Consider the following 25615-nt stretch of genomic DNA (forward strand, 5'->3'; position numbering starts at 1 on the left):
CCACCCACAGAGCGTTCCGTCCGCTCCGGGTGTGGAAACCCGCCCGCCGGGGCATTCTGGGGCGAGTCCATCCTGCGACGCGACGAGCACGGAGGTGCCATGCCGGATCCTTCCGACCGAGTGCCGGAATACGAACACACCGAAGACGGTCATCTCGTCGAGAGCCGGGCCGAGGACTTCGCCCACGCGCGCAGCCTGCCCGTCGACCCGGACTGGTTCAAGACCGCGGTCTTCTACGAGGTCCTCGCCCGCGCTTTCAACGACTCGAACAACGACGGCACCGGCGACCTGCGGGGCCTGACCGAAAAGCTCGACTACATCGCGTGGCTCGGTGCCGACTGCATCTGGCTGCCGCCCTTCTACGATTCGCCGCTCCGGGACGGCGGTTACGACATCCGCGACTTCCGTGCTGTGCTACCGGAATTCGGCACGGTCGAAGATTTCGTGCTCTTCCTCGACGAGGCGCACAAGCGCGGCATCCGCGTCATCACCGACCTCGTCATGAACCACACCTCCGACACGCACGCATGGTTCCAGGAATCGCGGAGCGACCCCGACGGGCCGTACGGCGACTTCTACGTGTGGTCGGACGTCGACGACCGGTACCAGGAAGCCCGCATCATCTTCGTCGACACCGAGACGTCCAACTGGACGTGGGATCCGGTGCGCAAGCAGTACTACTGGCACCGGTTCTTCTCGCATCAACCCGACCTGAACTACGACAACCCCGAGGTGCAGGACGCGATGCTCGACGTCCTGCGTTTCTGGCTCGATCTCGGCATCGACGGGTTCCGGCTCGACGCGGTCCCCTATCTCTTCGAACGGGAAGGGACCAACTGCGAGAACCTCCCCGAGACGCACGCCTTCCTGAAGAAGTGCCGCTCGGTGATCGACGCCGAGTATCCCGGTCGGGTGATGCTCGCCGAGGCGAACCAGTGGCCCACCGACGTCGTCGAGTACTTCGGCGAACCCGAGATCGGCGACGAGTGCCACATGGCCTTCCATTTCCCGCTGATGCCGCGCATCTTCATGGCGGTGCGGCGGCAGAATCGTTTCCCGATCTCCGAGATCCTCGCCCAGACCCCGCCGATCCCGAAGACCGCCCAGTGGGGCATCTTCCTCCGCAACCACGACGAGCTGACCCTTGAGATGGTGACGGACGAAGAACGCGACTACATGTACGCCGAGTACGTCACCGATCCGCGGATGCGCGCCAACATCGGGATCCGCCGTCGTCTGGCTCCGTTGCTCGAGAACGACCGGAACCAGCTCGAACTCTTCACCGCTCTGCTGCTGAGCCTGCCCGGCTCCCCCGTCCTGTACTACGGCGACGAGATCGGCATGGGCGACAACATCTGGCTCGGCGACCGCGACGCGGTGCGGACCCCGATGCAGTGGACTCCCGACCGCAATGCCGGATTCTCGCGCGCCGACCCGGCGCGGCTGTATCTGCCGGTCATCATGGATCCCACTTACGGATACCAGGCGGTGAACGTCGAATCGCAGATGAATTCGACGAACTCTCTGCTGCACTGGACGCGGCGGATGATCCAGGTCCGCAAGCAGCATCCGGCCTTCGGCAAGGCCTCGTTCACCGAACTCGGCAGCGCCAACCCCGCGATCCTGTCCTATCTGCGCGAGATGTCGCCGAGCCCGGAACGCAATTACAGCGACGTCATCCTGTGCGTGAACAACTTGTCGCGTTATCCCCAGGCGGTCGTGCTGGACCTGTCGCGCTTCGCCGGGTGGATCCCGGTGGAGTTGACCGGTTCCGTTCCGTTCCCGCCGATCACGGAGGAGGGTTACATGATCACCCTGCCCGGTCACGGATTCTTCTGGTTCGCCCTGCAGCCCGATCCGTCGAAGGAGGGGCCGGGCGAGCACCCGGTGAGCAGCGAAGCGGAAGCGGCGGTACAACCGTGATGACCAACACCGAACTCTATCCGGACGAGCGGCTCGTCGAGGACCTGCGCGAGTGGATGCCACACCAGCGATGGTTCGCGGCCAAGGGTCACACCATCACCGGGATCAGCGTCGTCCTGCGCCATCCGCTCGTCGAGGAACCCGGTTTCGGGGCCGACCATCTGCTCGTGAAGGTCTCGTTCGAGTCGACGGCGGACCAGATCTACCAGGTGCCGCTGGGTTTCCGTTCCCATCTCCCCGAGGAACTGCAGTCGTGGAGCGTGGTCGGTCCCGACGACTCCCACGACCACGGCCTGCACGTCTACGACGGCCTTCGCGATCAGGAGATCCTCGACCGGTACTCCCGCAGTCTGGCGAGCGGCACCCCCGCCGGTCCGGTGGATCTCCACAACGTGCCGGGTTCGGTCATCGAACAGGGACTGCGGGGCCGCGCGCTGAGCGCGGAACAGTCCAACACCTCCGTGGTCCTCGGAGAGAAGTTGCTGCTCAAGATGTTCCGGCGCGTGACGCTCGGTATCAACCCGGACGTCGAGCTGCCGCTCGCACTGGGCGAGGACGGTTGCCGGTCGATCGCACCGATCCGGGCGTGGATCGACGCGGAGGTCGACGGGGTCCGCACCACGCTGGCGATGGTGCAGGACTTCGCGGCGAATTCGGCAGACGGCTGGTCGATGGCGCTCGGCAGCGTCCGGGATCTGCTCATCGAAGGGGACCTGCGTGCCGACGAGGTGGGCACCGACTTCGCCGGCGAATCCCACCGCATCGGTGCGGCGGTCGCGGATGTGCACGCCCACCTCGGCTCCGCGCTCGGCACCGACGAGCGCGCCGCCTCCGAACTGGCCGAGGGCATGCTCCACCGGCTCGAGGGTGCGACGGCCGAGGTCCCCGAGCTCGCCGACCTCACCGAGGCGATCCGCGCACGATTCGAGGAGGTCGCGGCGCTGGGGCAGATTCCGGTGCACCGCATCCACGGCGACCTGCACCTCGGTCAGGTGTTGCGCACCCCCGAGCGCTGGCTGCTCATCGACTTCGAAGGGGAGCCGGCGAAGTCCCTCGAGGAGCGCCGCAAGCCCGACAGCCCGTTCCGGGACGTGGCGGGGATGCTGCGGTCGTTCGATTACGCCGCGCATCATTCGGTCCGCGAATCCGAACAGGGCACGGCGGTGGAGTCGCAGCGGGAGTTCCGGGCACGGGAATGGGCCGAACGCAATTGCGCCGCCTTCTGCGACGGTTACGCGGCCGCCTCGGGAACGGATCCGCGGGACGCCGACGTCCTGTTGCGCGGGTACGAGCTCGACAAGGCGGTCTACGAAGTGGTCTACGAGGCGCGGCACCGTCCCTCGTGGTTGCACCTGCCGCTCGAGGCGATCCGTCGCCTCACCACCGGCTGACCGCCGCCCGAACGCCGGGAATGCAGGAAGGGGAGAGATGCCGTGGCATCTCTCCCCTTCCTCGTCCCGCAGGTCAGCTCACCTGGAGCAGCAGTTCGTCGTCGACGACGTCCGCCGTGACCCGGTTGCCCTCGGCGAGTGCGTCGTCGAGCAGCATGTCGGCGATGCGATCGTCGACCACCCGGGAGATCGAGCGGCGCAACGGGCGGGCACCGAACTCGGGCTGGTGACCGTTGCGGGCGATCCACGCCACCGCGTCGGAAGTGAACTCGAGATCGATCCCCTTGCTCTGCAGACGCTTCCGGCTGTCGGCGAGCAACAGCTCGGTGATCCGATGCAGCTGGTCGTCGTCGAGCTTGCGGAACATCACGATCTCGTCGATGCGGTTGAGGAACTCCGGCCGCATCGATTCGCGCAGCCGTCCCATGACCCGGTCGCGCAACGGCTTCTCGGCCGCCTCGGCGTCGCCGGTGGTGAAGCCGAGCGCGCCACCGCGACTCGAGATGATGTCCGAACCGAGGTTGCTGGTCATGATGACGACGGTGTTGGTGAAGTCCACCGTGCGTCCCTCACCGTCGGTGAGGCGACCGTCGTCGAGGACCTGCAGCAACGTGTTGAACACGTCCGGGTGCGCCTTCTCGATCTCGTCGAGCAGCACCACCGAATAGGGGTGGCGACGCACCTGTTCGGTGAGCTGCCCGGCCTCGCCGTAGCCGACGTAACCGGGAGGGGCACCGACGAGACGGCTCACGGTGTGGCGTTCGCCGAACTCGCTCATGTCGATGCGCAGCATGGTGCGCTCGTCGCCGAAGAGGACCTCGGCGAGCGCCTTCGCGAGCTCGGTCTTGCCGACGCCGGTGGGACCGAGGAACAGGAAGCTGCCCACCGGACGACGCGGGTCGCTCATGCCGGAGCGGCTGCGCCGCACGGCGCGTGCCACGGCGTGCACGGCTTCGTCCTGCCCGACGACGCGCTTGTGCAGCTCGTCCTCGAGAGTGCGCAGCCTCTCCTTCTCCGCGCGGGTCATCTGCGAGGCCGGGACACCGGTGGCCCGCGAGACGATCTCGGCGATCAGTTCCGGATCGACGGTGGGAGTTTCCTCGCCGGTTCCGTCGCCGCTGTCGATCCGTGCCTGGAGACGGAGGATCTCGTCGCGGATGCGCGAGGCCTCCTCGTACTGCTCGGCTTCGACGGCCCGGTCCTTCTCCGCTTCGAGTTCGCCCAGCCGCGAACGCAGTTCGGTCACATCCGTGCGGGGGTCCGCAGGCGCAGTCGTGCACCGGCCTGGTCGACGAGGTCGATCGCCTTGTCCGGCAGGTGCCGGTCGGGCAGGTACCGCATCGACAGGTCGACGGCCGCTTCGAGCGCTTCGTCGGTGTACCGGACCTTGTGGAACTCGGCGTACCGATCGGCGAGACCCTTCAGGATCGCGACGGCGTCGTCGCGTGCGGGCTCGTCGACCGTGACCGGCTGGAAACGACGTTCGAGTGCCGGATCCTTCTCGATGTGCTTGCGGTACTCGTCGAGGGTGGTCGCACCGACGACGTGCAGTTCACCGCGGGCGAGCTTCGGCTTGAGGATGTTCGCCGCGTCCATCGCGCCCTCGTTGCCGGCGCCCGCACCGACGACGGTGTGGATCTCGTCGATGAAGACGATGAGCCTGCCCTGCTGGGCGACGATCTCGTCGAGCGCCGTGGTGAGGCGTTCCTCGAAGTCGCCGCGGTAGCGGGTTCCGGCGACCATCGCGGTCAGGTCGAGCTGGACGATGCGCTTGTCCTGCAGGACCTCCGGGACGGCGCCGTCGACGATGCGCTGGGCGAGCCCTTCGACGATGGCCGTCTTGCCGACACCGGCTTCACCGACGAGCACCGGGTTGTTCTTGGTACGCCGGGCGAGGATCTCGATCGTCTGCTCGATCTCGTCGGCGCGGCCGATGACGGGGTCGATGCCGCCGCCCCGGGCCCGTTCGGTGAGGTCGACGCCGAACTTGTCGAGCGTCGGCGTGGACGTCTCCTCGGCGACGGGAGCCGTGGGGACGGGCTGCAGCGCGGTCTGCAACGCCTGCGGTGTCACGCCCAGCGACGCCAGCAGGCGTCCGGGAGCACGGGTCTGGTCGGCCGCGAGCGTGAAGAACAGGTGCTCGGGGTCGATGTAGGTGGAGCCGAGCGCACGCGAGAGCTGGTGCGCTTCGAGGAGTGCGGTCTTCACGGCACCGGTCAGTGCGGGTGCGGAGACGGCCTCACCGGGGCGGCTCTGCGGCAGCCGCTGGTCGACGGCCGCAGCGACGTCGGCGGGGTCGGCCCCGGCGCGGGTCATGACCGTGCGGGACGGATCCTGCTCCGCCATCGCGCGGAGGAGGTGCAGCACGTCGAGTTCCGCGTCACCACGGTCGGTGGCGTAACGCGCCGCGTGGGCGAGGAGGTCCTGGGTGCCGCGGCTCATGAAACGCGTGATGTCGATTCGGCCGGGGCCACCAGGTCCGAAGAATGCCGGCATTCCGAAGCCTTTCTGTCGAACTTGAGCCATTCTCACTCAACTAACGTGCCCGGCTGCCGTGCAATTCCCATGCGTGAATGATCTGGATCACACATCCGGTTGGGGCCATCAATATTGTGCACAACATAACGGTGCACTACATTCATCTCGTGTCGTCTCCCCTCGAACTCGACCAGCAGGTGTGCTTCGCGCTCTACCGCGCGTCCCGCACCGTCACGGCCGCCTACCGGCCACATCTCGACCGGCTGGGCATCACCTACCCGCAATACCTCGTACTCCTGGCACTGTGGGAACGCGATGCGCGAGGCGTGCAGGATCTGTGCGACTCGCTCGATCTCGACACCGGCACACTGTCCCCCCTGCTCAAGCGGCTCGAGGCCGCCGGATACGTCGAACGACGCCGGCAGCAGACCGACGAACGTCGTGTCGTCGTCCATCTCACCGAAGCGGGGGATGCACTCCGGACAGAGGCCGCGGACATCCCCGGCTGCGTGACGCGGGACAGCCGGTTCGACGTCGACGAACTGGTCGCGCTGCGCGAGACGCTCCACCGCCTGACCGCCGCGTTGCAGGAAGCACCCGGCGCACTCTCGAAGAAAGGCAGGACATCGTGAACATCGTCTACACCGCCGAAGCACTCGCCACCGGGGCAGGCCGCGACGGCCACGCCCGCACCAGCGACGGCAAGCTCGACGTCGACCTCGCCCTGCCCACCGAGATGGGTGGCAGCGGGAAGGGAACCAACCCCGAACAGCTCTTCGCCGCCGGCTACGCCGCGTGCTTCCATTCGGCGTTGCAGATGATCGCCCGGCAGGAGAAGGCGGACGTCAGCGATTCGGCCGTCGGCGCCCGCGTCGGCATCGGCCCGACCGACGCCGGCGGATTCGGTCTCGCCGTCACCCTCGAGGTGACCCTGCCGAACCTCTCCCGCGAGAAGGCGCTCGAGCTCACCGAGAAAGCCCATCAGGTATGCCCGTACTCCAACGCGACCCGCGGCAACATCGACGTCACCCTCGAGGTGACGGACGACTGAGTCACCCCCGAGGGTGACGGACGACTGAGTCACCCCCGAGGGTGACGGGCGACTGAGTCACCCCCGAGGGTGACGGGCGAGTGACGCGCCCCTGCGCGGCGCACGTGTCCACGCCGACCCGTAGCGTGGAGACGTGCGCACGCAGGACCGGTCGCAGCTCACGACGTTCGCGGCCGAACTCGATTTCCCCCTCGACGACTTCCAGCTCGAGGCCTGCCACGCCCTCGAAGACGCCCGCGACGTGCTGGTGTGCGCTCCCACCGGGGCGGGCAAGACCGTCGTCGGCGAATTCGCCGCTCGCCTCGCGCTCGCAGCGGGCGGTCGCTGTTTCTACACCACCCCCATCAAGGCGCTGAGCAACCAGAAGTATCTCGACCTGTCGCGCCGTTTCGGCGACGACCGGGTCGGTCTGCTCACCGGCGACATCTCGCTGGACCCCCACGCGCCCGTGGTCGTCATGACCACCGAAGTGCTGCGCAGCATGCTGCACGGCGGCTCCCCACTTCTGCACGGTCTCACCCACGTCGTCATGGACGAGGTGCACTATCTCGCCGATCGTGAGCGCGGCGCGGTCTGGGAGGAAGCAATCCTCTCGCTCGCCGACGACGTCCGGCTGACGAGCCTGTCGGCCACGGTGAGCAACGCCGAGGAATTCGGTGGCTGGCTGCGCGGCATCCGCGGCGACCTGGCCGTCGTCGTGGAGGAGACCCGCCCCGTACCGCTCACCCAGCACATGCTCGCCGGCGGACGCCTGTTCGACCTGCTGTCGCCCGGCGGCACCGTCGACGAGACCCTCGAGCGGTACATCGCCCACCGCCGGCTCGTCGAAGCCGCGCCCGGCCCTGCGACCGGCAGAGGACGGCGACGGCGACGGGCACGCGGAGCACCCGGACCGGCCGGCGGCGACCTGCCCGGTACCGTCGCCCGGCTCGAGGCCGAACAATTGCTGCCGGCCATCTGGTTCCGGTTCAGCCGCAACGGTTGTGACGACGCCGTCACCGAATGCCTCGAATCGTCGGTCCGTCTCACCGAGGCCGCCGACACCGCCGAGATCCGCGCAGTCGCCGACCGGCACACCGCGGCCCTGCCACCCGCCGACCTCGACGCGGTCGGTCACACCGGGTGGCTCGAAGGTCTCGAACGTGGCTTCGCCGCGCACCACGCCGGTTTGATCCCCGCCTTCCGGCACACCGTCGAGGAACTGTTCGCCCGCGGTCTCGTGCGGGTCGTGTTCGCCACCGAGACCCTCGCCGTGGGAGTGAACATGCCGGCGCGCACCGTCGTCCTCGAACGTCTCGTCAAACCCACCGCCGACGGCCAGGTGCGCCTCTCCCCCGGCGAGTACACGCAGCTCACCGGCCGTGCCGGTCGTCGCGGTATCGACGTCGAAGGGCACGCCGTGGTGCTGTGGAGTCCCGAAGCCGACCCCGCGACGGTCGCCGGTCTCGCCGGCGCACGCTCCTATCCGCTGCACAGTTCGCTGCGTGTGGGATACACCACCGCGATCAACCTGGTCGCCGGTCGCGGCGTCCCCGGTGCGCGGGAGTTCCTGCGACGCTCGTTCGCCCAGTTCCAGGCCGAGCGGTCCGTCGCAGCACTCACCGACGCTGTCCGCGCGAACACGACCACGCTCCGCGATCTCGACACCGAACTCGGCGACGTCGAAGGCTTCACGGAGTACCGGCATCTGAGCGAGCGGCTCGCCGAGGCGCGACGATCCGGCTCGGCCGACCTCGTCGCCTCGCTCGCACGGGCGGTGCGCTCACATCCGGCGCACCGGCGCGGCGACAAGGACCGTCTCCTCACCCTCTCCGCCCGGCGCGCCGCGGTGCACGGCGACACCGAACGAATGCGATCGCAGATCGAGACGGTCACCGGCCGTCTCGCCGACACCTTCGATCGCACACTGGATCTGCTCGAGGATCGGGGCTATCTGCTCCGGGATCCGGTGGGCGGGTCGGCCTACGTCACCGACGACGGTCGCCGGCTGGGCCGGATCTACTGCACGAACGAACTTCTCGTCGCCGAGTGTGTCCGCACCGGAGCCTGGTCGGGACTGACACCCGCCGAACTCGCCGCCGTCGCCTCCAGCGCTCTGGGCGAGACCCGGCGCCGCACCGTCGGTGTCCCCGGCCGTACGACCCCGGCGATCGACGAGGCGCTGCGCGCCACCTCGCGGTTGTGGAGCGAACTCGCCGGACGCGAGGAACGACTCGGACTGGAAGTGGGGCCGGATCCGGATCCGATCGCCGTCGCCGCGATCCACCGCTGGGCGCGCGGGGACGGACTCGCCGCTGCCCTGCGCACCGCGTCGGATGCCGGACTGTCGGCGGGCGATCTGGTCCGCCGATATCTGAGGACCCTCGACCTCGTGGACCAGACCGGACTGTGCCGGCGGGACGAACTGCCGCCGGTCTCCTTCACCCTGACCTGACGGCCGGGGCCTCCCCTGAGCTCAGGGCATCGAGTACTCGACGGAACACAGCCGCTCCGACAGCTCCCACAGTTTCCGGGCCAGGATCTCGTCGCGGGAACGCGAGCTGGACTGCACCCGCTTCGGATGGCCGCGCATCTCGAAGAAGGCGTCGGGCCCGTAATAGCCGCCCGGCTCCGCGTCCGGTGCGGTCGCCGCGTAGAGGCTCGGGAGCGCGCCCTGTTGCGGGGACTGCCCGATGATCGGAGTGACGAGTTCGACGATCTTCCCGTGCCAGGACTCGCTGCGGTACTGCAGATTCGTCGACGAGTAACCCGGATGCGCGGCAATCGATCTCACATTCGATCCGGCTGCGGTGAGACGCCGCTGCAGCTCGTATGCGAACAGCAGATTCGCCAGCTTCGACTGCCCGTAGGCGAGCCACCGCTCGTACCGGCGGCGTTCCCAGTCGATGTCGTCGAGATCGATGCTGCCGATGCGGTGCATCGCGCTGCTGACCGTCACGACCCGGTCGGTGATGCGATCGATCAACAGCCCGGTGAGCGCGAAGTGGCCGAAGTGGTTGGTCCCGATCTGCATCTCGAAGCCGTCGGCCGTCCGCCGCAACGGCACCGCCATGACACCGGCATTGTCGACCAGGACGTCGATGCGCTCGTACTCGGCCCGCACCGCCTCGGCGAATGCACGTACCGATGCCAGATCCGCCAGGTCCAGACGACGGACCCGGGCGCGGTCGCCGAGTCCGGCCGCGACCGCCTCGCCCTTGGCGACGTCGCGGCAGGCGAGCACCACCTCGGCTCCGGCCCGCGCGAGTGCCCGGGCGGTCTCCGCACCGAGACCGCTGTTGGCTCCGGTCACGATCATCGTGCGTCCCGACAGATCCGGAATATCGTTCGTCGTCCACCCCATGCCCGCCACCCTACGGACGCGTGTCGCGCCGCGACAGTCCCCCGCGTCCCGCGGCGATGCCCCCCCGCGTCCCGCGGCAATGCCCCCGGGTCCCGCACGGTGGTCCCGATGGATTGCATCCTCGCCGTCGCCCGCACCTGCTCGTAGACTGCCCCGGAACGTACGGTCGCACGCGCGCGGGGGCGTATGCACGACAGGAAGGTTCCATCGATGGGGCACCACCCCGGACGTCCGGATCGTGAGCTCGCCGCAGCGTTGCGGAACGGAGCGCCGGATGCCACGGCAGCGGTCTACGACCGTTTCGCCCCCGGTCTGTACGCATACGCGTGCGGTTTCGTCCCCGTGTCGTCCGCATCGGACGTGGTGTACGACTCCGTCTGGACGGCGGCCGCACGTATCCGGTCGCTGCGCGATCCCGGACTCCTCCGCGCCTGGCTCCACGCCGTGGTCCGGGCCGAGTGTCTCCGGGTACTGAACCGGACCGGATCCGCACTCGAATATCTCCCCGCCACCGATCCCGCCTACCAGGCCGGACCCGAGGTGCTCGAGGTCCGCGAGGCCGTCCATCTGCTCGGCGGCACCGCCCGCGAGGTGGTCGATCTCGCGGTGCGGCAACACTTCTCGTCTCACGAGATCGTGGCGATGCTCGGGTCTGCGGGCGACGGGCGTGTCCTCGCCCATGCGCAGGACTTCGTCGACCGGGCGGTGCCCCGCGTACCGAATGCGCTCGGAACCTTCTCCCTTCTCCCCTTCGCTCCGCTGCCCGCCCACTTGCGGGGACGGGTCCTGGCGGTGCAACCTTCGGAGGCGGAACTGCTCGATCTCGGCCGGCGGCTCGAACCGGTGGACCGTGAAGGCTTTCCGCGTCGTGATCGTCGCGCGAAGCGCACCCTCCCCGTCGTCGCGGCATCGGTGGCGTTGTTCGCCGCTCTGGGTGTGGGTGCGTTGTACGCGTTCCCGCAGGCCGAGCCCGTCGACCGGCAGGTTCTGCGCCCCGCCACCGGATCGACGCTCGACGCGGGATCCGCGGTCGCCACGACCACGGCCGACACCGCGACCGAGACCACTACGACGCCCGAGGCTCCGGAGACGACGACGGAGGAGGCGATGATCGAGGCACCGGTGGCGACCACCACTGCGGCCCCGCTCACCGAACCCACTGTGGCATCCACCGCTGCCTCCACTACGACGGCGACATCGACCGGTAGCGGTTTCACCAGGCGCGGAGGTCCCGGACGCGAGGCCGAGCCGGAAGAGGAGCGTCAGCACCGGGACACCGAGGAGAGCGACGCACCGGGCACCGCGACGGGTCGTCCCACCACCTCGGGTGCACCCACCACCCCGCGGGAGATGCCGATGCTGCCGACCTTCCCTCCACGCGGCAGCGGGTGACGCACAGAGTTCACGACGGGACGGTGAACCCCCGCCCCTACCATCGAGACGTGCCGTCCATTCACCATTCACCGTTGCGGAAGACCGACCCCGAGAGTCTGTACCGGATCGTCGCGCTGCGCACCGACGTGTTCGTCTTCGAGCAGGGCATCACCTGCGAACCGGAACTCGACGGGCGCGATCTCGACCCGGCCACCGAGTTGTTCTGGACGCAGGACGGAGACGAAGTGCTCGCCACCCTGCGCGTGCTCCACGACGACGGGGACATCGCCCACATCGGGCGAGTCGCCACCGCCCGGCACGCACGCGGACGCGGGCTCGCCGCCGACCTGATCGAGGCGGCGCTCGCGACCTGTCCGGCGGTGGTCGACATCTCGGCGCAGGCGTACCTGGAGAACTGGTACGCCCGATTCGGATTCGTGCGCACCGGACCGAACTACATCGAGGCCGGGATCGACCACGTGCCGATGCGCCGGACCGCGTGACCGGGGACGCGCATCAGCCTGCGTCGAAGACGGTCATCAGCCGATCTCGAAGTGCACTCCGGTGAGCTTCTCCGACAGCTCCCACAGACGCGTCGCGGTCTCCCGGTCGCGGGCACGACGCCCCACGGCGGCGACACCGGGGGATCCGTACAGCAGGAAGCGCGGACCGATGTAACCACCCGAGACAGCCGGATCGGAGGCGGCGAGCACGACCGATTCGGCCCCCTGGTCCGGCGTGCGCTGCAGGACCCTCTTGCCGAAGCCGAACAGCCGGTCGAACCACGTCCCCGTGTGGCTGCCCACTTCCGTCGCCGCGTAGCCGGGGTGGGCCGCGACCGCGCGCAGAGGCGAGCGGGCCGCAGCGAGGCGGCGTTCCAGTTCGAGACCGAACAGCAGGTTCGCGAGCTTCGACTGCGCGTACCCGGCGGCACGGTTGTACGGGCGCCGTTCCCAGTTCAGGTCGTCGAGATCGACGCGTCCGAGGAGGTGAGCGGCGCTCGACACCGTGACGACGCGACCGGTGATGCGTGGCAACAGCAGTCCGGTGAGGGCAAAGTGTCCGAGATGGTTAATTCCCATCTGCATCTCGAACCCGTCGGCGGTGCGGCTGAGCGGAACCGCCATCACCCCGGCGTTGTTGACCAGGACGTCGATCTGCCGATCGGCGAAGGCGTCCGCGAAGGCACGGATCGCCGAGAGATCGGCGAGATCGAGCGACATCGTCTCGGCCCGGGGCCCGATCTCCTCGGCGATGCGCTTGCCACGGTCGACATTGCGGCCGGCGATCACAACCCTGGCTCCGGCAGCTCCGAGCGCCCGGGCCGTCGCTTCACCCACACCGCTGGTGGCCCCCGTCACGACGACGGTGCGGCCGACCAGCGTTGTGGAAGCGTCAGGCGCCAATCGAGGACTTGAGCATCGGGAGCATCGCCCACAGCTCGTCCTGCCAGTATCCCCACGAGTGGGTGCCCAGGACCGGGAACGAGAAGTGTGCGGTGTCGATGCCCAGGGTCAGCAGGCGCACCTGGAAGGCACGGTTCTGCGTGAGGGCGAGCGCTTCGAGCCCCATGGCGTTGGTCGTGTTGAAGCTGCCCACGAGCGAGCCCGGCCGGTCGTACTGGCCGGGCAGACCGCTCGCCGCGGAGATCCACATCGGCAGACCGCGCAGGTTCGGCGCCGCGACGAACGGGTCGTGACGCAGCCACGCCGAATCCCAGGGCGGTCCCCACATCGCGTCGGAGTTGTATCCGCCGGCGTCGAGCATGGCCACACGGATGGCTTCGCGCATCCCCGGTGCCGAGAGGTTGAGGTAACCCGACAACGAACCGGCGAAGGTGAACTGGTTGCGGTGGTAGGCGGCCAGGATCAGCGCCGCGTTGCCGCCCATCGACAGGCCGACCACCGCGTTGTTGCCGCGGTCGATGCCGTAGACGTTCGCGAGATGGTCCGGCAGGTTCTGGGTCAGGAAGGACTCCCACTTGTACGTGTAGGGCTGACCGTTGAAATTGCTCGGCGCGTACCAATCGGCGTAGAAGCTCGACTGCCCACCGACCGGCATGATCACGTTGACACCGTGGTCGGCGAGCCACGCCGCGTTGGTCTCGTGTTCCCAGCCGCTCATGTCGTCGGTGGCACGCAGCCCGTCGAGCAGATAGACGGCCTTGTTGCTGCCGTTGTTCGCTCGCCAGATGCGCACCTTGATCGCGCCTACACCGCCCGGTGCCGCGACCATGTCCTCGTGGAACCGGGTGTACGGGTCGGCCGAGGCCGTCCCGGCCCCGACTCCTGTGAACACGAGGGCCAGTGGAAGTACCACCGCTGCCACCAGTAGCCGAACGAGAGCGCGTCCCCCCCGCCGACGTGTTCCGGTCTTCGCCGAAATCGTCACAACAAGCTCCCCTTGCACTCCAGTAACATTCTTCACTTCCGTCCCAGGGTATCGACGGTGCAGAAACCTTAAGCAGGCTTGCACACAATCGTTATCGTGGAAAGCCCGGCCGTGTTATCGACGCGGCTTCGGCACGTTGTCGACACAGCGTCGGCACCGGGAATCCCACGGTGCGACTAACCTGACGATCCGTGCCCGACGCTCCCCTCCCCGTTCGCGACGGCTTGAACCCCACCCGCCTGCGACTGCCGGAAAATGCCAGCTGGGAGACCATGGCGGAGTTCCTGGCGGCGCGCTTCCCGAGCGATACGACACGAATTGCGGAGAAGATCGAAGGCGGCGAAGTGGTCGTACGGGACGGAACTCCGATCACGTTCTCCACGCCGTACACCCCACGTGAATTCGTGTATCTCTACCGTGATCCTCCGGTCCAGCCGCGCGTCCCGTTCGAGATCGACATCCTCCATCGGGACGAGAACCTGCTCGTGGTCGACAAGCCGCACTTCCTGGCGACCACACCTCGCGGCTCGTGGGTGACGGAGACAGCCCTGGTCCGGCTGCGCACGGAACTGGATCTTCCCGAGCTGTCCCCCGCTCATCGGCTCGACCGGCTCACGGCGGGCGTACTGGTGTTCACCGTCCGGCGCGAGGCGCGACGCGCGTACCAGACCCTGTTCGACCGGCGTCTCGTGGAGAAGGAGTACGAAGCGATCGCTCCGGCCGCACCGCATCTCGACTTCCCCCTCCACGTACGCAGCCGCATCGTCAAGGAGCGCGGCGTCCTGCAGGCGCGCGAGGTCGAGGGTCCTGTCGACGCGGTGACCCGGATCGACGTCGTGGCCACGGCCGGCGACCGTGCCCGTTACCTTTTGCGTCCCCGCACCGGCAGGACGCACCAACTCCGTGTCCACATGAACTCGCTGGGAATCCCCATTCTCGGCGACAACCTCTATCCGGAGGTGTACGAGGTTGGGGCACAAGACTATTCGAATCCACTGCAGCTACTGGCGCGATCGGTGTCGTTCCACGATCCCATCACAGGTCGGTCGACCCGCTTCGTAAGCCGACGAAACCTGGCAGCATGGGGTAACAGCACGCCAGGACCCCGCTGACCGGCGAGTTCTCGTCTTGGAGGTTCCCATGGATATCGGCATCATCTCGCGTACCTACGACGGGAGGGTCGCTCTTCGGTTCCAACGCTCGTTCCCCTACACCCCCGAGAAGGTGTGGAGCGTTCTCACCGATCCCCAGCACCTCCGCGCCTGGTTCCCTGCCGACGTCGAATTCGAACTCACGCCCGGAGCGGCACTCGAATTCCGATCCACACAGGAACAGACCCGGCGTTTCGGACTCCCGGAAGGACACACCACCACGGGCAGCGTCCTCACGGTGCGCACCGGACGGATCCTGGAATACCTTTGGGACGCCGATGTTCTGCACTGGGAGATCACTCCCGACGGCTCCGGCGGGTGCTGGCTCACCCTCACCCACACCACCGACGACGAAGAGGACGCCCTCGCGCACGGCGCGGGCTGGCACGCCGGGTTCGAAGTGGTGGAGGCCCAGTTGGCGGGACGCCCGGTCGACTGGTCGATCTGGGACCGCGCCGCCGAACTGAGTTCGCACTATCGGAGCGATTCGGACTGATCCCCTAGCGTCGCGCCCCCCGCTGCGCGGGAGCCGATCCGACCCGGTCGAGATCGTGTTCCCGGCCGGCCGTCCGCGCGACGATCCGCGCACCCCACGCTCCGATCGCATCCCAGTCCCGGAAATCACCGGAGGGGGCGCCGAACATCCTGACGACCATCCGTTCGCCGGTGCCGAGCACCGCCGGATCCAGCTTTCCCGGGAAGGTGCGATGCTCGCAGGCCCCGACGCGTTCGGCGACGGCGCACGCGTCGTACGACGTGTCGACCCGTCGCCCGCCCGAAGCGACCGGGCCCGACGAGAAGAGATAGACGTCGCGCTCGCGCAACTCGGACGCATACCGCTCGGCGAACTCCCGTGCGCTGCGCAGCCAGCGACCGCGATAGACGGCACTGCCGAGCACCACGACGTCGTACGCGCCGAGATCGTCGACGTGCTCGGGCGCGTTCACGTCGACCTGTGCGCCGCGGTGGCGCATCGACGCGGCGAGTGCGGTCGCGATCTCCGCGGTCGAACCGTGCCGACTGGCCACCGAAACAAGAACCTTCATCACTACCCTCCGGACCCGCGTCGAACCATGATCACCCCGGAACCGAGCCTTGACCAGGGCCGAAGTGCTCTTTGCCCGGTATCGGCAGATCACAGCCGGACGAATCACCGCATACCGGACCGCATGGCAAGGTGGAAGGCGACGCGTACCGAGAAGGAGCAGATGGATGCCCAGCACACCGTCCCCGGCCGCCGCGGAGGAGGCCGAACGCAAGTACTCCGCCACCGGCGACCAGCCGCTCCCCGACCTGGCGGGGTTGCCGTCGGTCGATGCGATCGACGTCGACCGATTCGAACTGTCGGCCCAGTACTACGACACTGCCGACCTGAACCTGCTGCGCTCGAAGATCACGCTCCGCAGGCGTGAGGGCGGCGACGACGCAGGATGGCATCTCAAGCTCCCGTCCGGTGTCGACACCCGCACCGAACTGCACTTCCCCCTCGGCGACGACTCGGCCGAGGACATCCCCGCCGACCTGTCGTCGCTGCTGCGCGGGCTCCTTCGCGGTGCGCCGCTGAGCCTGGCCGCCCTGCTGGTCACGCAACGGCATCGGCACCGTCTCCGCTCTCCCGACGGCGACCTCCTCGCGGAGGTGGTCGTCGACGAGGTGGACGCCGTACGCCGGGCCGACGGGTCCGAGATCCGCTGGCGGGAGATCGAGGTCGAATGGAACTCCTCGTTCGACGAGAAGACCATCGGCCGCTTCCTCTCGGCGCTCGAGAAGCGCTTCGCGGCGGCCGGGATCACCCGCTCGGAAAGCCCCTCGAAACTGCACCGTGTGCTCGGTGATCTGATCCCCACCCGACCGCGGATCGCGAAGGGCCTGCTCCCCGTTCGCGACTATCTCGCAGCCGAACTGCACACTCTGGAGTTGTCGGACCTCGCGGTGCGTCGCGACGCTCCCGATTCGGTGCACAGCATGCGCAAGGCCGCACGGCGCCTGCGCAGCGCACTGCAGACCTACTCCGGCGAGATCGCCGTGGACGACGACCTTATCGACGAACTGCGTTGGCTCGGAAGACGTCTCAGCCCGTCGCGCGATCTCGAGGTCCAATGGGAACGACTCGCGGATCGCGTCGCCGACATCCCGGTCGAGTCGCACCGGGAAGCGACGCGTGCCCGTATCGACGAGTACTTCTCGGCCGCATCCGAGGCTGCACGCCTCGAGGCCGTCGACACCCTCCGTTCCGACCGGTACGTCGCGTTGCTCGCCCGACTCGACTCGGCGATCGACGACCTCGCCCCCGCGACCGAAGCGGTGGGTGCACGACCGAAGGTCGCGCGGAAGGAACTGCTGCATGCGATCGAATCGCTCTCGGACAAGGTGTCGCGTCGCGTCGCCGAGGTGGGAGATGCCGAGAGCACGGCCGAACGCGACGAGTTGATGCACCGGGCCCGCAAGGGGGCCAAACGGATGCGGTACGCCATCGAGGTGATCGCGCCGCTGCATCCGAAGCGCTCCGGGCGGGTCCTCGACCGGTTCGACACCTTCCAGGATCTGCTCGGCGAATTCCAGGACTCCGTGGTGGCCCGGGAACACCTCCTGCACATGCTCTCCGAGCAGGGCCACACCGCCGAGACCAGCTTCGGGCTCGGGATCCTGTTCCGCATCGAGAGCGAGATCGGCGACGCACAGGCCGCGCACCTGGACGAGGGCTGGAGGAAGGCCCACCGATCGGCCCGCCGGTTGTGGAGCTGACCGAGGTCCGAAGGCCCTGGTCCGGTCCTGTCCGATCGGGGATCATGAAGACCGTCGACAGCGGGTCACCACCGCGTCGTGGCGGTAACGTGACCTCGAGCCGACCGGCACACGGGAAGCCGGGCGCCGCAACGAGAAGGAGACATCGATGAGCACACCGAGCACCGGCAAGGCAGTCGTCGCAGGCGTGGACGGCTCCGAAACGGCTGTAGCGGCAGCGCGATGGGCCGGCGCCGTCGCGTCGCGTATCGGAGCACCCCTCCACCTCGTGCACTCGATGCCCCCGGAGGGCATCTTCTACAGCGAAGCCGCGGTACTGGTGCAGTCGCAGATGATCCAGCAGCTCGAGGAGGACGGCAAGAAGCTCCTCGCCGACGCCGCCGAGCGCGTCCGCGCCGATCACCCCGATCTCGAGATCGGTAGCTTCATCGGCCCCGGCCCCGCGGCCAAGTCGCTCCTCGAAGCCGCCGAGGATGCCCGTCTGGTGGTCATGGGCGCCACCGGCGCGGGCGCACTGGAGAACTTCCTGCTCGGCTCCACCGTCCTGCGTGTCGCGAACCATGCACCGTGTCCGGTGGTGGTGTGGCGCGGCGACACCGACGCACCGCTGCCCGATTCGCGGCCGATCGTCGTCGGCGTGGACGGAAGCGAATTGTCCTCGGCCGCAGTCACTCACGCGTTCGACCTCGCTTCGGCCCTGAACGTCCCCCTCCGTGCCGTGCACTCGTGGATCGGTGATGCCGCTCTCGGCGTCGGCGCCACCGCCGCGCTGGTCGACTGGGATGCAGTGGAGACCTCGGAGACCGCGGTTCTCGCCGAGACCCTCGCCGGATGGAGCGACCGTCACCCCGAGGTCACCGTCGACCGCGTGATCGACCGGGGCCCGGCGACGAAGGTCCTGCTCGCGCACCTCGACGACGCCCAGCTCGTCGCGGTCGGAAGCCACGGTCGTGGCCAGTTCCGCGCCGCACTGCTCGGATCCACGAGTCAGAACCTGCTGCACAAGGCCCCGTGCCCGGTGCTCATCGCGCGCACGGTCTAGACCGGCTCCTCCGGGGAACGGGGATCGCTTCGACGGAAGCGGTCCCCGTTCCCCGTTCGATCGACGCGATCACCAGGGCGCCGGACCGAGCATGCTCTCCAGTCGCGTCTCGTCGACGGTCTCGACGCCCGTGTCGATCCGGAACGCCTCCGGCCACGGGTCCCTCCGCCGGAGTTGCCGTTCGAGCACGGCGGGAGTCGCATCGGAGGCATCGTCGCCGCGTTGAGCTCGGGATGCCATCCGCTGCAGAAGGATTCCTTCGTCCGCACGACATTCGATCTCGATCACATCCACTGCCGCGTCGTCGGCCACCCTGCGGGCCGCGTCGCGCTGCGCGGACGACAACCAGGTCGCGTCCAGCACGACGGATCGTCCGCGGGTGAGCGCGGTCCCGGCGCGGCGGAGCATCTCCCGGTAGGTCGCCTCCGAATGCGCCGGCGCGTACAGGCCGGTGTCCGTTCCGTCGCCGGTCCGGGCGGTGGGCCGCAGCCCCACCAGTTCCTTGCGGACGACGTCGCTGCGCACCACCTCCGCGCCGAGATACGCGCCGGCCGTGCGCGCGAGCGTCGTCTTACCGGTTGCGGAGACACCCCCCACGAGCACCATACGAAGACGTCCGCGGTCGAGATGGCACTCGAGCAGGTCGAGGAAGCCTGCGGCCGTCTCCCGCGCCCCCGTATCACCCTGCTCGTAGCGGAGGGCGGTCACCTTCGCTCGCACCAGCGCTCGATAGGCGATGTAGTGGTGCACGAGCGACGGCGGCGGCCGATCACCCGAGACCTCGGCGTACTGCTCCAGCAGCCGCCGTGCCGCGGCCTCGGCGCCCAGACGTTCGAGATCCATTGCAAGGAAGGCCAGATCGAGAACCGCGTCTCCGTAGCGCAGTTCGTCGTCGAACTCGAGGCAGTCGATGATGCGCGGGCCGTCGTCGAGGCAGAAGATGTCGTCGGCGAGCAGATCGCCGTGTCCGTCCACGGCCCGGCCCGCCGCGATGCGTTCGTCGAACAGGGCCGTCCGGCCCGCGAGATAACGATGCACGGACTCGCGTATCCGTGCCGACGAGTCGGCGCGATCCGCTCCCACCTCCAGCCCACCGAGATGGTCGAGACTGAGATCCCACAACTCGGCGACGAAATCCGCGGAGGCACACCGGTCGATGCCGGGGCTGTGCGGCGAGGAAGCGTGCAGCGCCGCGACCTGCCGGGCCACTTCGTCGATCACCGACGACACGTCCTCCCCCCGCCGGACCGCCGCGGCCAGGCGCCGGTCGTCCGGGAGCCGCACCATTTCGACGAGGTGCTCGCACGGCTGCCCATCCGGGCCGTAGACGTCCGCGACCCCCAGGTAGACGTCGGGCGCGAGACGGCGGTTGAGTTCCACTTCGCGGTGACAGATCCGCTCGCGGGCCTCCCGCGTGCGGTTGTCGAGGAAGCCCAGGTCGAGCGGCTTCTTCATCTTGTGCACGCGATCGCCGACGAAGAACACCACCGACGAGTGCGTCTCCCGCAGCCCCGCGTACTCGACGAGCCCTGCATGTTCGCCACCGTCCGGTCCGGTACCTGCGGTCACTGCGTCCTCCCTGCCGTCGGCGGGTCCACCGAGCCCTCTCGTCCACCACATTGTCGTTCAGGCACTCCACCGGTGCATCTGCGAAGTCTCTGCGATCGTCCGGATCGCCCGAACGAAACGGCCACGGCAGGTAACTTTCACACCGGGGCGACTTCTGGACGGGGTGAGATGAGGAACGACCAACTGGGGCGACCGCGAAGCGACGACACCGTGAGGGCACCCGGCGGACCGACGGTGGCGGTCGTGGCGTACACGACGACACTCGAACGGACGATGATCGAGGACTGGCTGCGTTCGGACGAGGTACCCGCCGAGTACCGCACGCCGACCGGTCCGCAATCGCTCGAACTCGACTCCCGGGTGCTCGTGGACCAGCTCGTCACCCGCACCGACGACCCGCTGATCCTGCCCGTGCGCGTCGTGTGGCTCCCGGCCGAACGGGACGGTGCGCGACGCGTGCGGTTCTCCGACGTCCTCGCCCTGACGAACCCGCGCAACCCGAATCTGCTGCTGCAGAAGTGGCTCGTGCGCAAGGGTGCCGACCGCCACCGGATCGTCGTGGCCCAACCGGCCCGCCTGTCCGAATTGCGTGCCGCGCTCGCCGCGGAGCGCGGCGCCGCCGACGACGAGGCCCTCGCGCGATACGTGACCCGCCGCGCCGTCGTCGCACTCGAACGCGCCGAACGTGCCGTGATCGGGGACCGCTACAAGGTCCCTCGGCTCGTCGCCGCACAGATCATGGACTCGTCGCTCTTCCGGCGCCGTCTCGACGAGATCGCCGCCGAGCACGGTCTGTCGCGCGCCGAGATCGACGCGCGGGCACGCAGTGCGCTCGACGAACTGGTGGCCGTGCAGTCGCGTCTGGTCACCGACCTGTTCACGCAGGCGATGCGGCCGCTGCACGCGGCGGCCTGGACGGTGCACGCGGACGAGTCCGGCCTGCGTGCGCTGCGCGAGTCCAACCGCCGGTACTCCCTGGTGTTCCTTCCGTCGCATCGGTCCTATGCCGACGCCTTCGTCCTGGGCGACATCCTGGCGGCGAACGACTTTCCCGGCAACCACATCATGGGCGGAGCCAACCTCACCTTCTGGCCGATCGGTCCCGTCGCCCGCCGCACCGGCACGGTGTTCATCCGGCGCAGTTTCGCCGACGACGACGTGTACAAGGCGGCGCTCGAGGAGTACTTCGCGTTCCTGCTCAGCAAGCGGTTCAACCTCGAATGGTATTTCGAGGGCGGCCGGACCCGGACGGGCAAGCTCCGGGCCCCGCGCTACGGCCTGCTCAGTTACGTCGCCAACGCGATCCGCGGCGGGCGGGTCGAGGACGCGATGCTGGTGCCCGTGTCGATCACCTACGAGGGCCTGGCCGAGGTCGCGGCGGTCGCCGCCGAACAGACCGGCGCCACGAAGAAGCCCGAAGGGCTGGGTTGGCTCGTCCGTTACGCCCGCAACCAGCGCAAGCGGGCCGGGAACGTGTACGTGCGGTTCGGTGATCCGGTGTCGATGCGCGAACTGCTGGTCGCCGGTGGGGATCCGGACCTGACCGCACCCGCTCTCGCCGCCGGCCCCTCCGCGGCGCCGACGGATCCCGAGGAAGTGCGAGCACTGCGACGGAAAGCGCTGCAGAAGGTCGCCTTCGAGACCGCGGTCGGCATCAACTGCAACACCCCGGTGACGGTGAACTGCCTGGTCACCCTGGCACTGCTCGGTGTACGCGACCGCTCGCTGACGCTCGAGGAGGTACGGGCGGTGATCGCCCCGGTCCGCCGCTATCTCGACCGTCGCGGTGTTCCGCAGGGCGGCCTGCACATCCTCGACGTCGAGGGCGGGCTCGAGGATGTGCTCTCGTCGCTGACCCACGCGGGTGTGGTCACCACCTACGCAGGCGGGGAGGAACCGGTCTATTCCATCGAGCCGGGCCAGCATCTCGTGGCGGCGTTCTACCGCAACAGCGGCGTGCACTGGTTCGTCAACCGCTCGATCATGGAACTGGCGATCCTGTACGCGCACGCCAATCCCGGCGACGATCCCGCTCGTGTCGCGTGGGAGGAGGCGAAGAACCTCCGCGACCTGCTGAAGTTCGAGTTCTTCTTCCCCGACCGCGACACCTTCGAGGCCCAGATTCGCGACGAGCTGGCTTGGCTCGTCCCGTCCTGGGGCGATGCCCTGCCGACGAAGGACGAGGCGCTCACCGGCCTCGTCGAGACCGGTTTCTTCATGTCGCACCGCACGCTGCGGTCGTTCTTCGACGCGCAACTCGTCGTGGCGGAGCGTCTCGCCGTGCGGGACCCCGAGCTCGAGATCGACCGCGCCGCCTTCCTCGCGGAGTGTGTGGCGGTGGGCCGGCAGATGCTGTTGCAGCGCCGCTTGTACGGACCGGAATCGGTGTCGTCGGAGTTGTTCGCGTCCGCACTCGACCTGGCACGCAATCGAGGACTGCTCGACCGGAACGAGAACAGCGCCATCGTCCGCGAACGCAGGACGGCATTCGCAACGGAGTTGTCGGCGTTGGCGCAGCGGGTCGCGCTGGCCGAGTCGCTCGACGTGTCGAACAGAAAGGTGGAGCGGTGAATCTCGAGCAGGCCCTCGAACGGGTGCGCACGGGTCCGCACGGACCCCAGGTGGCGGCCTTCTTCGACTTCGACGGCACCATCGTGCACGGGTTCTCCGGTGTCCACTTCTTCCGCGATCGGGTGCTCGCCGGAAAGGTCTCCGCATCCGAACTCGCCGCGACGATGATCAACGGACTCCGCGGGACGGAGACCGAGGATGATTTCGAACGTTTCGTCGCGATCGCCTTCAAGGCGTGGCGCGGTCACACCGAGGACGAACTCTACGAGATCGGCAACCGGCTGTTCATGACGACGATCGCCGGGCATCTGTATCCGGAGGCGTGGCAGCTCATCGGGGCGCACCAGAATGCGGGTCACACGGTGGTGATCGCCTCGTCGGCGTCCCGCTACCAGATCCAGGCCGCCGGGGACGCATTGGGAGTCGAGCACATCCTGTTCACCCCCCTCGAGGTGGAGAACGGTGTGCTCACCGGGCGGGTCGATGGGAAATCGTTGTGGCGCAGCGGAAAAGCGCAAGCGGCGCGCAGTTTCATCGAGACTCACGGTATCGACGCCGAGGCCAGCTACACCTATTCCAACGGTGGCGAGGACGTGGAGTTCCTGGCCACCACCGGCAACCCCACCGCCACCAACCCCGATCGCACCCTCGCGCGCGCAGCCGTCGAACGCGACTGGCCGATCATGCGTTTCCGGCCGCGTGGTACGCCGGGTGCGCGGGAGCTCGTTCGGACCGTCGCCGCATACAGCGGTTTCTTCGGCTCGGTGTGGACGGGTCTCGGCCTGGGTCTGGTCAACCGCAGCCGTAAGACCGCCCTCGACTCGATCATCAACATCGGTTCGGAGGTCTCACTGGCGCTTGCCGGCGTGAACGTGCGCATCGTCGGGGAGGCGAATGCGTGGGCCGTGCGACCGGCGGTGTTCATCTTCAACCATCAGAGTCAGCTCGATCCGATAGTGCTGGCCAAGGTCCTGAGGCAGGACTTCACGGGCGTGACCAAGAAGGAGATGGCCGACGATCCGCTGTTCGGACCGCTCCTGCGGTTCGTCGGTGCCACCTTCGTCGACCGCACCAACACCGAGCAGGCGGTCGCGGCACTCGAACCCGTCGTCGAGACCATCCGGCAGGGGACGTCGCTCGTCATCGCCCCGGAGGGCACACGATCGCTGACACCGGCGATCGGCAGATTCAAGAAGGGCGCCTTCCACATCGCGATGCAGGCCGGTGTCCCGATCGTGCCGGTCGTGATCCGCAATACCGGTGAGATCCTGTGGAAGCACTCGACCCTGCTGCGTCCGGGCACCGTCGACGTGGCGGTACTCGAACCGATCGACGTGAACGGCTGGTCGCGGAAGAAGCTCGGAGAGCACATCGCCGAGGTCGAGGATCTCTACCGCCACACCCTGTCCAGCTGGCCCGGCGACTAGATGTCGAACGAGACAGTGAAACCGGGACGACCGGACGACGAGGAACCGGACGACGGTACGGCCGACGAGACGGAACCGGACCAGGGCACGACCGCCGAGACGGGACCGCTCACCCCGAAACGGCGGCGCCGGCTCAAGTGGCTCATCGGCGCACTGCTGGTCGTGGTGCTCACCGTCGAGATCGTCCTCGTGTGGCCGGAGTTGTCCGACAGCGTCCGCGGCCTCGGGCACCTGTACTGGTGGTGGGTCCTCGCGGCGGTGTGCGCGTCGATGGCGGAGATGTCGACCTTCGCTCGGGTTCAGCGGGCACTGCTGTCCGCGGCGGACGTGAAGGTCTCGCAGCGGCAATCGCTCTCGGTGGCACTGGCGGCGAACTCCATGAGCGTGACCCTTCCGGGCGGGCCGGTGGTCGGGACGACCTTCACCTACCGGCAGATGCGCCACTGGGGTGCATCCCCGGTGGTGTCGACCTGGCAGCTGGTCATGGCAGGTCTCCTCCAGGCCGCCGGGCTCGCGTTGCTGGGCCTCGTCGGCGCTCTGCTCGTCGGCGCGAGCAACAACCCGTTCTCGTTGATCTTCTCGATCGGCGGTCTGCTGCTGCTGGTCGTGCTCATCCAGTACGCGGCGGGCAACCCGGGTTCGTTCGAGTCGATCGGCCTGATCGCCCTGCGCGGGCTGAACCGTCTGCGGAAGAAACCCGAACACGCGGGTGCCCGGGCGTGGCGGAAGATCGTCGATCAGTTGAGCGCGGTGCAACTCGACCGTCCGCACGCGGCCCGCGCGTTCGGCTGGTCGGTGAGCAACTGGGTGTGCGACGGCGCGTGCCTGGCGTTCGCCGCGTACGCGGTCGGTGGAGCGCCGAGCCTGGCGGGTATCGCGGTCGCCTACGCGGCCGGAACCGCCACGAGCCGCGCCATCCCGCTGCTTCCCGCGGGGCTGGGCGTCATGGATGCGGTGCTGGTCCCGGCGCTCACCGCCAGCGGGATGACCGGTGCGCAGGCCCTGTCGGCGGTGGTGGTGTACCGATTGATCAGTTTCGTGCTCGTCGCCGCCGTCGGCTGGATCGTCTTCGCGTTCCGCTACCGGAACGTCGGCGAGGAGGACGAGGGCGACACTCCCCCGGATCTGCGGATCTGGGACGACGACTGAAGACGCCTAC

The 25615-nt window shown here is 68.3% G+C and carries 19 protein-coding genes and 1 pseudogene; 14 read left to right on the forward strand and 6 right to left on the reverse strand.

Features of this window, described 5'->3' with window-relative positions:
- Positions 1 to 99 precede the first annotated feature (99 nt).
- Together treS and PV766_RS00840 are read left to right on the forward strand one after the other, a co-directional pair.
- Complete coding sequence (gene treS, locus PV766_RS00835) at positions 100 to 1923, forward strand: maltose alpha-D-glucosyltransferase (RefSeq protein ID WP_129977137.1); 1824 nt, start codon at positions 100 to 102, stop codon at positions 1921 to 1923.
- Positions 1923 to 3314: a maltokinase N-terminal cap-like domain-containing protein gene (locus PV766_RS00840; RefSeq protein ID WP_129977138.1), complete on the forward strand. Its 1392-nt coding sequence runs from the start codon at positions 1923 to 1925 to the stop codon at positions 3312 to 3314. Before treS ends, PV766_RS00840 begins: the two co-directional genes overlap by 1 nt.
- Before the next feature lie 73 nt (positions 3315 to 3387).
- Here PV766_RS00840 and PV766_RS00845 read toward each other — a convergent pair.
- Positions 3388 to 5810 (reverse strand): annotated as a pseudogene (locus PV766_RS00845) (ATP-dependent Clp protease ATP-binding subunit).
- Between the two features lie 149 nt (positions 5811 to 5959).
- Between PV766_RS00845 and PV766_RS00850 the strand changes: the two are divergent.
- The 3 genes from PV766_RS00850 (at position 5960) to PV766_RS00860 (ending at position 9277) form a co-directional block, all read left to right on the forward strand.
- Positions 5960 to 6424 (forward strand): MarR family winged helix-turn-helix transcriptional regulator, encoded by a 465-nt coding sequence (locus PV766_RS00850; RefSeq protein WP_129977140.1) that lies wholly within the window; start codon positions 5960 to 5962, stop codon positions 6422 to 6424.
- Positions 6421 to 6843: an organic hydroperoxide resistance protein gene (locus PV766_RS00855; RefSeq protein WP_129977141.1), complete on the forward strand. Its 423-nt coding sequence runs from the start codon at positions 6421 to 6423 to the stop codon at positions 6841 to 6843. The genes PV766_RS00850 and PV766_RS00855 overlap by 4 nt, the downstream gene beginning before the upstream one ends.
- Before the next feature lie 133 nt (positions 6844 to 6976).
- A complete protein-coding gene (locus tag PV766_RS00860) occupies positions 6977 to 9277 on the forward strand; it encodes a DEAD/DEAH box helicase (RefSeq protein WP_129977142.1) in 2301 nt (766 codons plus the stop codon).
- A 21-nt stretch (positions 9278 to 9298) separates the two neighbouring features.
- Here the strand turns inward: PV766_RS00860 and PV766_RS00865 are convergent, their stop codons facing one another.
- On the reverse strand, positions 9299 to 10186 hold the full coding sequence (locus PV766_RS00865) for an oxidoreductase (RefSeq protein ID WP_129977143.1): 888 nt from the start codon (positions 10184 to 10186) through the stop codon (positions 9299 to 9301).
- 210 nt (positions 10187 to 10396) lie between these two features.
- Here PV766_RS00865 and PV766_RS00870 point away from each other — a divergent pair, with 210 nt between their 5' ends.
- Positions 10397 to 11578, forward strand: a complete 1182-nt coding sequence (locus PV766_RS00870; RefSeq protein ID WP_421096239.1) for an RNA polymerase sigma factor — start codon at positions 10397 to 10399, stop codon at positions 11576 to 11578.
- 50 nt (positions 11579 to 11628) lie between these two features.
- Positions 11629 to 12063, forward strand: coding sequence for a GNAT family N-acetyltransferase (locus PV766_RS00875; RefSeq protein WP_026002902.1), 435 nt, complete (start codon positions 11629 to 11631; stop codon positions 12061 to 12063).
- Positions 12064 to 12099: 36 nt separating this feature from the next.
- Here PV766_RS00875 and PV766_RS00880 read toward each other — a convergent pair whose 3' ends face one another.
- Together PV766_RS00880 and PV766_RS00885 are read right to left on the reverse strand one after the other, a co-directional pair.
- On the reverse strand, positions 12100 to 12966 hold the full coding sequence (locus tag PV766_RS00880) for an oxidoreductase (RefSeq protein WP_421096240.1): 867 nt from the start codon (positions 12964 to 12966) through the stop codon (positions 12100 to 12102).
- Complete coding sequence (locus PV766_RS00885; protein WP_242496764.1) at positions 12956 to 13951, reverse strand: alpha/beta hydrolase; 996 nt, start codon at positions 13949 to 13951, stop codon at positions 12956 to 12958. Before PV766_RS00885 ends, PV766_RS00880 begins: the two co-directional genes overlap by 11 nt.
- Before the next feature lie 191 nt (positions 13952 to 14142).
- Here PV766_RS00885 and PV766_RS00890 point away from each other — a divergent pair, with 191 nt between their 5' ends.
- On the forward strand, positions 14143 to 15063 hold the full coding sequence (locus PV766_RS00890) for a pseudouridine synthase (protein ID WP_421096241.1): 921 nt from the start codon (positions 14143 to 14145) through the stop codon (positions 15061 to 15063).
- A gap of 28 nt (positions 15064 to 15091) precedes the next feature.
- On the forward strand, positions 15092 to 15598 hold the full coding sequence (locus PV766_RS00895) for an SRPBCC family protein (RefSeq protein WP_421096242.1): 507 nt from the start codon (positions 15092 to 15094) through the stop codon (positions 15596 to 15598).
- 4 nt (positions 15599 to 15602) lie between these two features.
- Here PV766_RS00895 and PV766_RS00900 read toward each other — a convergent pair whose 3' ends face one another.
- The gene (locus tag PV766_RS00900) at positions 15603 to 16148 is read right to left on the reverse strand and encodes a flavodoxin domain-containing protein (protein ID WP_115311540.1); all 546 of its coding nucleotides are present in this window, start codon (positions 16146 to 16148) and stop codon (positions 15603 to 15605) included.
- 166 nt (positions 16149 to 16314) lie between these two features.
- Between PV766_RS00900 and PV766_RS00905 the strand changes: the two genes are divergently transcribed.
- Both PV766_RS00905 and PV766_RS00910 read left to right on the forward strand, forming a co-directional pair.
- On the forward strand, positions 16315 to 17847 hold the full coding sequence (locus tag PV766_RS00905; protein WP_421096243.1) for a CHAD domain-containing protein: 1533 nt from the start codon (positions 16315 to 16317) through the stop codon (positions 17845 to 17847).
- A gap of 148 nt (positions 17848 to 17995) precedes the next feature.
- Positions 17996 to 18889: a universal stress protein gene (locus tag PV766_RS00910; protein WP_016932414.1), complete on the forward strand. Its 894-nt coding sequence runs from the start codon at positions 17996 to 17998 to the stop codon at positions 18887 to 18889.
- A 69-nt stretch (positions 18890 to 18958) separates the two neighbouring features.
- Here the strand turns inward: PV766_RS00910 and PV766_RS00915 are convergent, their stop codons facing one another.
- Positions 18959 to 20509, reverse strand: a complete 1551-nt coding sequence (locus tag PV766_RS00915) for an AAA family ATPase (RefSeq protein ID WP_421096244.1) — start codon at positions 20507 to 20509, stop codon at positions 18959 to 18961.
- 117 nt (positions 20510 to 20626) lie between these two features.
- Here PV766_RS00915 and PV766_RS00920 point away from each other — a divergent pair, with 117 nt between their 5' ends.
- The 3 genes from PV766_RS00920 to PV766_RS00930 are packed head-to-tail and all read left to right on the forward strand — an operon-like array spanning position 20627 to position 25605.
- Positions 20627 to 23029 carry a glycerol-3-phosphate 1-O-acyltransferase gene (locus PV766_RS00920; RefSeq protein ID WP_421096245.1) on the forward strand — a complete coding sequence of 801 codons (2403 nt, stop codon included), beginning with the start codon at positions 20627 to 20629 and terminating at the stop codon, positions 23027 to 23029.
- Positions 23026 to 24456 (forward strand): HAD-IB family hydrolase, encoded by a 1431-nt coding sequence (locus PV766_RS00925; RefSeq protein ID WP_064064586.1) that lies wholly within the window; start codon positions 23026 to 23028, stop codon positions 24454 to 24456. Before PV766_RS00920 ends, PV766_RS00925 begins: the two co-directional genes overlap by 4 nt.
- The gene (locus tag PV766_RS00930) at positions 24457 to 25605 is read left to right on the forward strand and encodes a lysylphosphatidylglycerol synthase transmembrane domain-containing protein (RefSeq protein WP_064064587.1); all 1149 of its coding nucleotides are present in this window, start codon (positions 24457 to 24459) and stop codon (positions 25603 to 25605) included.
- Positions 25606 to 25615: the final 10 nt, after the last annotated feature.

Origin of the sequence: Rhodococcus sp. As11 (genome assembly GCF_048957735.1) — a bacterium.
In the GTDB taxonomy this organism is placed as follows: domain Bacteria; phylum Actinomycetota; class Actinomycetes; order Mycobacteriales; family Mycobacteriaceae; genus Rhodococcus; species Rhodococcus gordoniae.

Excerpts from the sequence above, each read along its gene's own strand:
- PV766_RS00895 (WP_421096242.1), top strand. The coding sequence starts at position 15,092 with ATGGATATCGGCATCATCTCGCGTACCTACGACGGGAGGGTCGCTCTT.
- PV766_RS00930 (WP_064064587.1), top strand. The coding sequence starts at position 24,457 with ATGTCGAACGAGACAGTGAAACCGGGACGACCGGACGACGAGGAACCG.
- PV766_RS00920 (WP_421096245.1), top strand. The coding sequence starts at position 20,627 with ATGAGGAACGACCAACTGGGGCGACCGCGAAGCGACGACACCGTGAGG.
- treS (WP_129977137.1), top strand. The coding sequence starts at position 100 with ATGCCGGATCCTTCCGACCGAGTGCCGGAATACGAACACACCGAAGAC.
- PV766_RS00840 (WP_129977138.1), top strand. The coding sequence starts at position 1,923 with ATGACCAACACCGAACTCTATCCGGACGAGCGGCTCGTCGAGGACCTG.
- PV766_RS00915 (WP_421096244.1), bottom strand. The coding sequence starts at position 20,509 with ATGTGGTGGACGAGAGGGCTCGGTGGACCCGCCGACGGCAGGGAGGAC.
- PV766_RS00910 (WP_016932414.1), top strand. The coding sequence starts at position 17,996 with ATGAGCACACCGAGCACCGGCAAGGCAGTCGTCGCAGGCGTGGACGGC.
- PV766_RS00870 (WP_421096239.1), top strand. The coding sequence starts at position 10,397 with ATGGGGCACCACCCCGGACGTCCGGATCGTGAGCTCGCCGCAGCGTTG.
- PV766_RS00905 (WP_421096243.1), top strand. The coding sequence starts at position 16,315 with ATGCCCAGCACACCGTCCCCGGCCGCCGCGGAGGAGGCCGAACGCAAG.
- PV766_RS00865 (WP_129977143.1), bottom strand. The coding sequence starts at position 10,186 with ATGGGGTGGACGACGAACGATATTCCGGATCTGTCGGGACGCACGATG.
- PV766_RS00900 (WP_115311540.1), bottom strand. The coding sequence starts at position 16,148 with ATGAAGGTTCTTGTTTCGGTGGCCAGTCGGCACGGTTCGACCGCGGAG.